The organism is Paenibacillus lignilyticus (assembly GCF_017942085.1).
GTDB classification, from domain to species: Bacteria; Bacillota; Bacilli; order Paenibacillales; family Paenibacillaceae; genus Paenibacillus_Z; species Paenibacillus_Z lignilyticus.
On record NZ_JAGKSP010000002.1, the window covers coordinates 755,784 to 768,920 of the forward strand.

A 13,137-nucleotide genomic window follows, 5' to 3' on the forward strand; every position below is an offset into this window, starting at 1 on the left:
TTATTGCTCCTCAACAGAAGGATTGAATTCACTGGGATCAAGCACATTCTTCGGCTGCTCCTCGGCTGAATTGCCGGTGGAGACCCGTTTCTTGTCCTGAGTATGCAAGGAGGCGGGCCGATCCGTCATCCATTTCAATGGGCTGCGAATGATGAGATCCCTCATCCCCTTGAAGTTTCCCGGAATAAGCGGGCTTAGGTAAGGGACACCGAAAGACTTTAAGGACAGCAGATGATTGGCAATCAGGATGAGTCCAATCACGACCCCATACAGACCGAATATGCCCGCCATGATAATAAGAGGGAAGCGCAGCAGCCGCAAGGCGAGCGCGGCATTATAGGCCGGCGTTGCAAACGAACCGATCGTGGTCAGTGCAATAATGACAACCGTAATCGGGCTCGCGAAGCCGGCTGCTACCGCAGCTTGGCCGACAACAAGAACACCGACTATCGACAGCGCTCCGCCCACCTGCTGCGGCAGCCGAATCGTCGCCTCCCTCAATACCTCCATCGAGATCTCGATGATGATGACCTCAACCATGGCTGGAAAAGGAACCCCCGCACGCCCACCGGCCACCGCTACCGCAAATTCCGTCGGAATCAACTCTGGATTGAAGGAGATGATGGAGACATAGATTGCAGGGAAAACCAGCGAGAAAACAAGCGCTACCAATCTCGCCAGCCGAATGGCGCTCATGAGCAGAAACCGTTCCGTATAGTCCTCGACGGTCTGATAGAACTGGCTGAACACCGTGGGAACGATGAGCGCTTGCGGCGATCCGTTCACTAGGATGGCTACCCTGCCTTCCAGCAAATTCGCGGCGACTTTGTCCGGACGCTCTGTATACTGTACTTGTGGAAACGGTGTTACGTGGTTATCCTCGATAAATTGTTCCAGGTAACCGGAATCCAGGACGGCATCGATATCGATTAAGGAGAGCCGGCGTTTCACTTCATCCACAAGCTCTGTGTTGGTGACCCCATCCAGGTAACATACAGACACCTTCGAGCGGCTTCTGCGACCGATCTCTAATGAATGAATCCGAAGCTCCGGCGTTTGGAGGCGGTACCGGATCAAGGCGATATTTTTCTCCAGCATCTCGATAAAGCCTTCGCGCGGACCGCGAATAACCTGCTCTGTTGCCGGCTGATCGACAGCGCGCTTCTCGACGCTGCTTGTGCTAATCGAGAAGGCTTCCTCCAATCCTTCGATGACCAAAGCGGTATCTCCGCGCAGGATGCACGAGATAAGTCCGGAAAGCTTTATTTCCGATTCAACGCCGCTGTGATATAGAACGTCATCGATCACGATATCACGCAAACTTTGTATGTCGACGCTCCTGCCTTCCAAGTGAGCAGGCAAGTGCATGAGCGGTTTTAAGATATGATTGTTTATCGTCGCGAGGTCTGACATCGTGCAATAGAAGAACAATACCGCATCATAGCGCCCGAACAGATGAAAGCGGCGCATGATAAAATCGCCGTCATCCTTCATAATGCTCTGCACGGCTTCGATAGCTTCCTCAAGGCTGCCTGAAAAGCCGACATCTAATTGGGCGTCCAATATGGGGGCTGACGCTTTCGTTATGTATCTCGATTTGCTTGTGCTCTGTGCCTGCTTCATCGTTCTCCGCTGCCTACTCTCACCAGTCCAATGGATAATAGTAGTAATTTACCCTAAAATGTACAAGACTATTATGCAACAGGCTTAAATCAAAAAGCGGCGGTGCAGATGATCAACCTCTGCATCGCCGCTATTCCTTAACTTACACATCCCACAACGTACTATAGTCCCTTAACACGGAAAGCCGAATATTGCGTACGGCTGCCCTTATCGTTCGCGAAGCCTACCATGCCGTTTAAGTAAGGCGCAGCCTCGTCCTTATATCGAATCACAGTATCTCCATTAACGGTCACTTCGAAGTCGCTGCCAATTGCACTAATTCCCACCTCATACTCCTGACCGCAAGCCCATTCGAAGTCGACTCCTGCGAGCTCGCGATAGCCGTTCTCGTTCTTGTACAAGCGGAACGTATTCCCTTCGGAGAAACCTGCGGCATAAGAGCGAATACCGCCCTGCACGCGGAAGAGAACACGGTGTTCACTGCCGGATTGCGGGATGACCGAAGCTGCGTAGCGGTAATCCTTCCACTGCAGATCTCCCGTATAGCTCTCGGCAGACTCGCCATAATAGCTGCCGCACAGCTTACCTTCATCCAGCGTCCATAAGCCGCGCAAATAGGTGAGCTGGCTCACTTCAATATGCGTGCCGGTCCACTTCTCCAGACGTTCCTGCGCAAAGTCGATCGCGTAATCAGGCTCTCCGGCGAAGCGCATGTCGTCCACATAAGCGATCAGCGGTCCCCAGCCTCCTTCGGGAATCCATTCGATGCCTGCTTCAAGCAGACAGACATCATCCATTGCCGGGATCGAATAAGCAAGCTCCGTCCATTGCCCTGGAGTCAACGTCGTTTTCTCGCCGTAATGACGAACGTCGGCATTACGATCGCGTACGTAAAGCCTTACCTGGATCGATCTCTTCTCCGTCTTTGGCAGCATTACCTTCGCCGCAATCGACTGCCCCGGGTACAGATTCGGCGAGAAGCATGGATCGTAGCGGCTGTCGTTGAAATCCTCAGGCCGGTAATAGGTTTGTCGGTAAGCCCGATAGCCTTGTCCGCCGTGGGAACGATCGAATACGACTTTGAGCGAGCGCTCTCCGCTTGCCGCGGCTTCCGTCGTGTTCTCCACGAAGCTCGTGACATGATGGCTCCGGTCGTCCCAATCCGTCCGGAACGCATGCGTAGAGCCCGGAAATTCAAAATGGAAATGCGACTGCTTGCCGTTCAATATCGGCTTCCATTTCTCTGCCGGTTCCGAACCAGCAATGCGATAGCCCAAATCGGCCACGTACTGGGCGCACCACGGCAAATCGATCGCGTTCAAGGAACCGATGACGCTTGAGCAGCAGAGGAAATCGTTGATTGGCTTGCGCCACGATGGATCGATGCCGTCCAAGCCGACCATCACGCCCATAATCGTACCCACGTTACCGACGTTGCAATCGGTGTCCCATCCGCACATATTGCATATATTAATCGCCTTGGAGTAATCGCCTCTGGAATATAGCAAAGATAAGACGATGACCGCGGAGTTCGGGATAATATGGCAGACGCCGGGATAGCGGTCATAACCGTAGTTGTCGAATACGAACTTGAAGCCATCCCGCCAATTTTCCGGATTTCGGTGATAGAACTCGATGACGTCTTTCGTCATCCGGGTATATTCGCAATCCTCAGGAATAACGTCCAAGCCTGCCTTGATAATCGCTTCGATATCCCGCTCCGCAAAAGCGGCTGCGATACAGGCCGCAATGAACATGCCTCCGTATTTACCGTTGCCGTCATGCGATACACTGGCGATTTTCTCCGCATAATGGGCAGCCAGTCTTGGGTTGCCAGGCGCGATCAATCCCCATGCGTCGATGAAAATTTGCCCGCCGATTTGCTCGGCGACAGCGCTTCCATTTAACGCCGTAGAGCCGGAACGCGGTGCCATGATACCGTTCTTCAAGTTCAGATACGCGGTATGCTCCGTGGATTTACCGTAGCCGCCCCACCAATAGAAACCATGTCCGTCAGGCGCATAATTGAGCCAAGTCAGCCCCATCTGCTCTGCGGAGATGTCAGGCGTATGCGTATAATCCTCAAGCGCCCGCAGGAAGAACAGCGGGCCGTTCGTGTCGTCGTCAGCCGCGAAATTTTTGAATTGGTGCAAATAGCCGGTCATTTCCCCGAACGTACGCTCCAGCTGCTCGTATGACCAGCCTTCGACGTTACCGCCATGGCGGACGCCGATCGTTTTCCCCACCCATCCCGCATATACGCGTTCCACATAATCCTCAGGCATTGTATGATTCACAAGAGCCGATCTTTCGGAATTCCCCATCATTCCCTTTCACACTCCGTTTTATCATTTTCCAATCCAGCCGTGTTGTCCGCACCAGAGGAATTGTCCTCATCATACATCAGGGCACCCGCATCGAAATATCAAAATAAACGGACATTTGTGCTCGAAAACGTTCCTTTATACCGTTTGGTACGGCAATCGGATGAATACCGACGTACCCAAACCGGGCTTGCTCTTTACTTCTACACCGTAATCGTGTCCGAATTGGAGCTTAATCCGTTCGTTCACGTTTCGCAGGCCATAACCGCCCTTTTGGTTCAACTGTGAATTTGCATCCAGCAGCATAGCTAATACCTCTGGCTCCATGCCGACTCCGTCGTCGCTCACCTCAAGCTGGACGATACCCCCGATGTACCCGCCTTTGATCAAAATCGAGATTTGTTCCTTCTCATGACTGAGTCCGTGCAGAATCGCGTTCTCGACGATCGGCTGTAAAATCAGCTTCAGTACAGTGGCGTCCATAATGCCTTCATCGAGCGCATAGATCGAGCGGATGCGATTTTTCATTCGATATCGCTGAATATCGATATAAGCTTTAATGCATTCGAACTCCTCCCGCATCGTGATAACATCCTTCCCCTTACTCAGGGAAATACGGTAGAACTTCGCCAGGCTTTCCACGATCTCGCATACGTCGTCATTCCCGTTCTTCCGCCCAAGCCAGCTGACCGTGGACAAGGTATTGTAAAGAAAGTGCGGATTGATTTGGCTTTGGAGCGCCGTCAATTCCGCTTCCTTTCTCTTAATCGTGAGCGTATAGACTTCGTCGATCAAATATTTCATGCGTTCCGCCATTTGATTAAAGCTATGGTCCAGAACGGCGATTTCATCCTTCCCGCTCACAAACCGTCCCGTCTCGATTTCTCCGTTCCTCATTCTTTGGATGCGCTTGAGCAGAATGGTCATACGGGCGAGAATCAGATTCGAGAAAATGACCAGCAAAGCTACCGACACGGCTGCGCTGACAAGAATAAACAACAGCCCGTAATTTCGCATGTTCTTCGTTTCTTCCAGCAGACGGTTGACCGGAATCATATAAACCATTTTCCAGCCGTTCGACAATTCGCTGTACATGACTTTGAAATGATCCTCACTCCGCTGCAGCAGAAAATCGCCGCTAGCCTGCCTCCCGATTTCGCCCAGCACGTCCGCTTCCAGGTTATTGCCCAAGCTGGCCCTGTCATTGGACGTAATGATATTTCCATCCGGCTCCACGAGGTAGATCGCCTTGTCTGTTCCCTCTTTGGAAAGCAGCTGATAGAACTCCGATTCCTTGATTTCTATCGTGAGCAAGCCTACCGAATGATGATCCGTATAAAATTCCAAGGGCCGATTATAACTGAATACCCGGGTATTCGGCGCGTTGCGTCGTAATTCCACGTCCCAATACAAATTACCGTCCGGTACGGATTTCACCTTCCCCCAATATCCTTTATACTTGGATGCCGAGGCTCTCTGGAAATTCAGCTGACCCGCGATTTTGTCGTCGGCATAGGTCAAATAGGGCTTGGCATTATACAGGGTCGCATTATGAAAATAAATACCGACGGTACGCACATCGTTTTTGAATTTCAGCAATACTTTGACCCGTTCGATAAAATCGCTCTCGACCTCGTATTTGTCCAGGTTCGAACTTTTGCTGTAATCCTTCTGGAGATCCAGGTTCAAATTGGTATCGAAGTAGAAATGATTGGACAGCTCCTCATACGAAGCAAGCCGGGTTTCCATATTGTACATCAACTGCTGCATCGAGATCCCGTACGTCAGGTTGGTCTGGTTCTCGATGATCTGATTCGCCTTATGCACCAGAAAGAAGCCCATGAACAGGAGAGGTAAAAAGGCGGCAATCATATACGAAGCGATTAATTTCGGCTTCAGCCTGATCCGATTAATGGTAAGGTTGGGTAAATCATTAAGCCAGGATTTGATAGGCATCTTTGAAATCCCCCGGCGATATGCCGTAAAAGTTTTTGAATACCGCGCAGAAGTATGAAACGTTCTCGTAGCCGACAGCAAGCGCGACTTCATTCACTTTACGCTCGGGTTGGCGAAGCAGCTCGCTCGCATTTTTCATTCGGGTTTGCACGATGTACTCCTTCAACGTCATGCCCGTGTGGTTCTTGAATAATTTCCGGACATAACCCGGAGCTAGGAATACTCGGCCAGCTATGGAATTGATCGTTAAATCCGTCATGTACTCGCTTTTCACCCACTGCTTGATCGTTTGCACAATGTGTTCGTTTCGGTTGCCTTGATTCTTCTTGATTAATTCAGCGATGCCTTGAATGTAAGCGACGACCCAAGCTGCCAGCGAATCGATTGTATCCATCAACATCAACTTCTCCCATGGTGCCTTCTCTTGCTCGAACGCTGCTTTCACCAGCTCTTTCTTCTCCGCAAGCGTTTGCAAAGCCGTATTTAGAAGATCGATCGCGACGAACCAGGCTTGCTCCTTCTTCATCGATTTGCCTTGTAAACTGGTCTTAACGATTTGTTCTATCCTGGACGTATCGAAGGCGATAATCGCTTCCTCCAATTCATCTTTCGAGCGGTGAACGAGAATCGGAAAATCATCCCGGCTGCCTTCGTCGTCCTCGTGCCACAGCACATTTTGCCCGCCTGAATAAAACTTGCGGCCGACTGCCGTTCTGGCCATGCGGTAATAGCGCGGGCAGCTTCGAATCCCGTCCTCTGCCAGCGCAATGCCGATCGCGAGCGTCACCCCCGTTGACCTCTGCAGCTGCTGAACCCAGCTCGCGGCCGTCTGTTCCAGATGCTCTTCCATGTCTTCCTGCGCAAGAATCGGAGAACAAGGAATCAGCACGACATATTCACCCTCCCGGGTCATGACGACGGGCAAGCTCGTTTCCTCCCCGATCATCCCGCTGAGCTCTCGATAGACAGCGATCGTCTTCAAGGGCTCCGAATCCTCGCGGTCAGCCCCAAGCTCCTCCGCTTTCACGATCATGACAGCCGTAGGGATCACAGGCAGCGACAACCCATAGGACTCTGCCCGCTGCATCGTCCGTTCGTCGTCGATCCGTTCGATGCCGAGCAGAATATCCCGCAACAGCTGCTCTCGCAGCAAGGGCAGGCTTTCTTCTACTTGATGTTTAAGCTGGACCTCCTCTTTCTCGCGATGTTTCTCTTCCTGAATCCGGCCGATCGCCCCGGCAATCGTATCCATCAAGGTCTCTTTATTGATGGGTTTCATTAAATAAGCAACCGCGCTCACATCCACCGCGTTCCTTGCCGCATCGAAATCCTCATACCCGCTAATGAAAATAAATTTAACGTTCGGATAATGCCGCTTCAGCCGGCTCGCGAACTCCAGACCATTCATGCCCGGCATCCTCACGTCTGTAATTACGATGTCCGGTTCCACATCGACAAGAGCCTCTAAAGCGGCTTGCCCGTTCCACGCCTCGCCAATGATGGTGATGCCGAGCTGATTCCAGTCAAAGAGCGAACGGATACCCTCCCGTTCCATATCCTCGTCGTCCACGATAAACAAGTTGATCATGATGATTCCTCCTTGCCGAAATTGCCCATGAGAGAGAAATTCGGAAAGGCTCCCGTTGTGGCAACCGGAGCCGTTCCGAATTTATCTTCTTATTGCTTCCATTCTGCTTTGCGGTCCTGATACATTTGGTTCATCGCCGCTTCCGCTTGGCCGATGCCCATATCATCCGCTTTCTTCAAGAATTCATCGTAGCCTTTATCGAATTCCGCATCAGACGCCGATAGGATAAGCTTAACGATAGTGTTGTAGGATAACTGATTCACTTTAGTCGTAGCGATGTACTCCGCGCTCTCCGGTTTAAAGTTAAGTCCGGCGATATCCGTGTAGTCCCACCCCGTGCTTCTTCCTTCCTCGATCCAATCCGTCCCTTTCTCGCCGTAACCCTCGTTGGCCCGCTTTGTCTCGTCGTCCCACCACATGGAGAAATCCAGTTCTTTGCGCGACATTTGGTACGTGAAGCTCGGGTGATCGTTCATATCCGTGCTGAAGGTCAGAAACCCGAATGTGTTCAATCCGCGCTTCGATGCAAACAGCTCATCATTCTGCCAGCCGTTCACTTGGAAAGTCGTGCTCTTTATATATTTTTTGCCTTCTTCTTCCGTAATAAAGTAATCATAGCCATCTTTATCTTCACCGTCAAAGTTAACGACACCCTTTTGCAGCAAGTTTCCTTCCTGCGTATTCAAGTAATTAACGAACTGCATAAACCGCTCCGGATCTTTCATTTTACTCGAAATATAGACGCCCGAATCGTAGTTTGCTCCGTAAGCGTCATAAGTCGTCTTTGCAACTTCCGGATTCCCTTTCAGCAGGAAGTATTTGAAGCGAAACGGCTTCTTGTCTTGGGTGAAGATACTGTTCGCTTCGTACATGTTGTCGAACCAAGATCCGATGGATGAGAACACTTTCTCCGAAGCCATCTTCGCCTTAAACCCGTCGATGTTCTGAACGGCAGACTCCTCGTCGAGCAGTCCTTGCTGATAGAGTTGGTTCAGCCATTTCAGCGAATCGCGGATGCCGGCGTCCTTATATTTGTAAATCAGCTTATCGTCAGGCGTCCAGACGTAATCGTTGTACAGCCTTACGCCCTCAGCTCCTGCCAAGGTTTTGACCATGTTCGTAAAGAAACTCTCTGTTCCGAGCGCAAGAGACATCGGAATGTATTGCGGATACTTTTCCTTCACTTCTTTGAGCAGCGCCGTGAGTTCGTCGAACGTTTGCGGCTTGTACCAGCCCTTAGCCTCCAGAACGTTGGTCAGAAACTGAAAGCTGTAGCCGGTCTCGAGCATTCTATCCGCACCCGGAAGAATGTAGCCCGAAGGGATTTTATAGATCTTGCCGTCTTCGTTCTTCAGCTGGCCCCATACCGAGTTTAAATTTTCCTTGATTTGTCCGCCGTATTTATCGAACAATTCGTCTAATGGTATTACATATCCGGCGTCGATGAACTTTTGCGCCATCGAGGGATTGTTAATAACGATCGCGTCCGTCATTTCCCCGCTTGCCAGCATAATGTTCAGCTTCTCATCCACATTAGCCGGAGGCGATTCAAGATTAAGGCGGACTTTCGTTTTATCATAGACCTGCTTCACGACTGGCGCATCCTGAGACGCAAGCTGCGGCACGTTCCAGCCAAGCATGACGCTGAATTCGGCATCCGGCAAAGCAGACATATCTCCTGCCTGCGCCGCTGTGTTTCCTTCCGTATTCGCCGCCCCGTTTGATTCCGACGCCTGCTGCGTAGAATCGCCCGCCGTATTGTTATTGTTGTTTGAGCAACCGGCCGCTGCGGAAATGATCATAAAAACGCTCAACATGACACCAAGTACTTTCCGAACACTTGCTTTTCTCATTTGAAACCTCCCCCATTAGTGTAAATTCTCTTTTCCTATTTTGCTATTACAAATCCTCTTGGAGGACGAACAGCCCCGAACCAGCCTAAACCATTAACCCTTGATCGAGCCGAGCAGCATGCCTTTGACGAAATATTTCTGAATGAAGGGATACACGCACAGTATAGGCACCGTTGCGACCATTGTAATCGCCATCTTGACTGCTTCAGGCGTTACTTTGACCATACCGCGGCGAGCCATGCTGGATTTCATCTGATTGATCATCGCGCCGGCCTCTGTCTGATTCAAAATCTTCATGAGCACGTATTGAAGCGTCTGCAGCTTGCCGTTGACCGTGAAAAACAGCGTATCCTGCCAGGAGTTCCATTGGCCAACGGCAACGAACAGGCCAATCGTGGCGATAATCGGCGTCGATAGCGGCAATATAATTCGGAAAAACACATACACATCGTTCGCCCCGTCTATATAGGCGGATTCAATCAGGGAATCCGGAATGGATTTGAAATTGGTACGAAGCAAGATCATATTGAAGGCGCTGATCAATCCCGGGACAATATAGACCCAGAACGAATTGTAAATGTGAATCGTCTTGAACAAAATAAACGTGGGTATCAAGCCGCCGTAGAGGAACATGGTCATAATGAACAGCGAATTGAAAAACTTGTAGCCGATCAGATCCTTCTTGCATAACGAATAAGCCAGCATCGCCGTGCATATGACGGAGGTCACCGTCCCGACGACGGTCCGAAGCACGCTCATGATGGAAGCATCGATTAATGCATCGTAGCGGAAGATGACGCCATAGTTCGCAAAAGTGAATTTACGAGGCCACACCGTCAGCCCTCCCCGCATGGAATCTACGGCATCATTTAGAGAGAATGCAAGCACATGAAGGAACGGATATAAAGTAACCACCATCAATATCGTAAGGCCGCCAATGTTAAAGAAATCGAACGCAGCATCCTGCCATCTCTGTCTCATCGTCTTGTCCCTCTTTTCATAGCACGTTGTCCTCTCCGAGCCTCTTCGCCATGCGGTTTACAAGATACAATAGCACCAGAGATACCACCAATCGAAACAGGCCGATCGCAGTTGCGTAGGAATACATCGCATTCCCTAGTCCCATGCGGTAAACGTACGTATCGATGACTTCGGAATAGTCGTGAACCATCGGATTGCCTAGCAAGTAGGAGGGATCGAAGCCGGCATTCAAGATTCCGCTTGCGCTAAGCACGAGCAGCACCACAATGGTCGGACGGATACACGGCAAGGTGATATGCCACATTTTCCGCCAGCGGCCCGCCCCGTCCACGCTGGCTGCGTCGTACAATTCCGTATCTACGGACGACATTGCCGCAATGTAGATAATCGCGTCCCAGCCGATGTTTTTCCAAACGTTGATGAGTACGACGAGCACCCAGAACAGATGCGGCTCGGCGAAGAAGAAGATCGGCTTATCGATCAGGCCAAGCTTCAATAACAATCGGTTAACTGTCCCATCTGAAGGAGAGAGCAGCGTCAGGAACAGATTGGCGACAACTACATACGAAATGAAATAAGGCAAATACGATACGGTTTGAACCGTCCGCTTGAAGAAAACACCCTTCACTTCGTTCAGCAGCAGCGCAAGGGCAACAGCTCCGAACGTACCCACCACGATATTCAAGACGCTGATCGCAATCGTGTTCCGAAGCAGCGTATAGAGCATTTCTTCTTGGAAAAAAGCTTGAAAATGCTTGAGGCCCACCCAAGGGCTTCCCGTTACTCCTTTACCGGGATTGTAGTCCTGGAAAGCCATGATCCAGCCCCAAATCGGAGCATAGCAGAACACGGCTGCCCAAATCGCAAATGGGACGCTGAAGAGCAGCAGTATTTTCTGCCTCTTGATCTTCCTCCAGATGTGGTTTCTTTGATGAATAGGAGGGGAAGCTGCCGGCAATAATTCTCCCGGGACATGATTCATATTCTGGTCATCCTTTCTGGCCTTTCCTCGCTGCGTTGAAAGCGGATTCATTTCCTGTATTCATCATAGCTCACGCCTCTCTCGGGAAATATCCAAATTAGCGGACATTCATGTTTGAAAACGCTCTTTTTAAGATGAACAGCAGTCGCCGTCATTGGGCGACTTTCATTCGGGGGAAATAGAAAAACCCGGATCGTTATCCGGGTTCTTGCTGCTAGGGCCATATCGAATGAAGCGTCCAGACCTGCAGCGAACGAAACGTGACGCTGCCGCTGCCAGCAAAGATGCTAATTCGATCGCTGTCTTCCAGCAGCGGATACATCCGTGCAGACAGACAGGATTCATAGCCGGCGAATATCTCCAACAAAGAATGATCCAGGAAAATATGAACGGTCGCCGTATCGCCGATCTTCCAATTGATCTCACCCTGCAGCTCCATGAGATGTGTCGAAGGTGAAAGGCTTGAACGGGAGCGGTCTAGAATAAACCGCCGCTGACTTGGATCAAACAGAATGCGCGTGGCTTCTTCATCATTCTCCCCATGCAGCAGCTTGAATCCGAACGTCGCGTCCGGATCCGTCAGCTCGATTTCCGCAAGCAACTCGAACGCCCGTCCCCTCGTTTTCAGCCTCCACTCCTTGGCACCGTCGTCCAAAGTCAGACCGCTAACACGCTCGCACGCTCCGCGGAGCTGCTTGAGTTCCTTGGCCGGCTCCATGCGGAGCGTTCCGTCCTCTGTCAGCGACAGCGCCCGGGGAACGGTTAATGCCCCGGCCCAGCCCTTCAAGCCCTCGAATTGTCCCCTCGCGAATTCCGGCATCCACGCCCAAAGCAATTTTCGCCCATCGCCATCCTCCATCACATTCGGTGCATAGAAACCTTCCCAACCGCCGGGGTCGAGTATCCCATGCCGCTCAGGCGAAAACGTAAAGTCATCGTTGAACGTGCCCGTATAATAGCGAACTGCGTCCTTAGGCGAGTAGATCAACACATATTTGCCATCCAGCGGGAAGAATATCGGGCACTCCCACAGATACTCTTCTGTGCGCTCAGCTTCCATCAGCTTGTTCAGCAGCTTCCATGACTTCAGATCGTCCGAACCATAGATCATGGCACAGCCTTTGCCGTCATGCTTCCCACCGAGTACCATCAGCCAGCTTCCCTCGTGTTTCCAAATGTAAGGATCGCGCCAATCGCGGATATTCAGCTCTCCATGAACGTCCTTCGATAAGACCGGATTGCCCGGATACTTGTTCCAGGTCATCATCCCATCCGCGCTCGTAGCCATCCATTGCTCTGCTCCATCTTCGTATCCCCGCTCTCCGCTGCCAATGCTTGTGTAGAACAAGGTCGGAACGCCTTCCGGTCCGATCACGGCGCAGCCCGAGAAACAATGCTCTTCCCCTCGTTCAGTCGAGGGGGACAGAGCGACAGGAAGATGCTCCCAATGAATCAAATCCTTGCTCTTCGCATGACCCCAATGAATCGTTCCCCATGTATCTCCGTTCGGATTGTATTGATAGAACACATGATATTCGCCTTGATAATAAAGCAGGCCGTTAGGATCGTTCATCCAGTTGCTCGGCGGCAGAAAATGATAGATCGGACGATAGAGGTTCATATGTTCATGGCTCCCTTATTTCAATAGTGAGACACCACCATCATAGAGCACGTCGTTCGGACGCGACTATATTAAAATGTGATTTTTCATGCTGCTTTCCGTTCCATTTGCTCCTTTTACTTCGAACGATCAATCGATCCGGCTAAAATAATTACGAAACGCCAAAAACGCCTGTCACCGCGCCGCAGAGGCGTAATGACAGGCGTTTA

8 protein-coding genes are annotated in these 13,137 nt (G+C 51.0%); all 8 read right to left on the reverse strand.

Annotation, left to right across the window (positions count from 1 at the left end; translation table 11 throughout):
* A complete protein-coding gene (locus tag I8J30_RS08365; RefSeq protein WP_210657114.1) occupies positions 1-1,623 on the reverse strand; it encodes a spore germination protein in 1,623 nt (540 codons plus the stop codon).
* Between the two features lie 161 nt (positions 1,624-1,784).
* Positions 1,785-3,950 carry an ADP-ribosylglycohydrolase family protein gene (locus I8J30_RS08370; protein ID WP_240547908.1) on the reverse strand — a complete coding sequence of 722 codons (2,166 nt, stop codon included), beginning with the start codon at positions 3,948-3,950 and terminating at the stop codon, positions 1,785-1,787.
* Between the two features lie 135 nt (positions 3,951-4,085).
* The gene (locus tag I8J30_RS08375) at positions 4,086-5,903 is read right to left on the reverse strand and encodes a cache domain-containing sensor histidine kinase (protein WP_210657116.1); all 1,818 of its coding nucleotides are present in this window, start codon (positions 5,901-5,903) and stop codon (positions 4,086-4,088) included.
* Positions 5,881-7,491 (reverse strand): response regulator, encoded by a 1,611-nt coding sequence (locus I8J30_RS08380; protein WP_210657117.1) that lies wholly within the window; start codon positions 7,489-7,491, stop codon positions 5,881-5,883. The genes I8J30_RS08375 and I8J30_RS08380 overlap by 23 nt, the downstream gene beginning before the upstream one ends.
* A gap of 89 nt (positions 7,492-7,580) precedes the next feature.
* Entirely contained in the window at positions 7,581-9,344 is a 1,764-nt protein-coding gene (locus I8J30_RS08385; RefSeq protein ID WP_210657119.1) for an extracellular solute-binding protein, read from the reverse strand.
* A gap of 93 nt (positions 9,345-9,437) precedes the next feature.
* Complete coding sequence (locus I8J30_RS08390; RefSeq protein WP_210657121.1) at positions 9,438-10,325, reverse strand: carbohydrate ABC transporter permease; 888 nt, start codon at positions 10,323-10,325, stop codon at positions 9,438-9,440.
* A gap of 16 nt (positions 10,326-10,341) precedes the next feature.
* Complete coding sequence (locus I8J30_RS08395) at positions 10,342-11,307, reverse strand: ABC transporter permease (protein ID WP_210657123.1); 966 nt, start codon at positions 11,305-11,307, stop codon at positions 10,342-10,344.
* A 214-nt stretch (positions 11,308-11,521) separates the two neighbouring features.
* Positions 11,522-12,928: a glycoside hydrolase family 32 protein gene (locus I8J30_RS08400; protein WP_210657125.1), complete on the reverse strand. Its 1,407-nt coding sequence runs from the start codon at positions 12,926-12,928 to the stop codon at positions 11,522-11,524.
* Between the last annotated feature and the right edge of the window lie 209 nt (positions 12,929-13,137).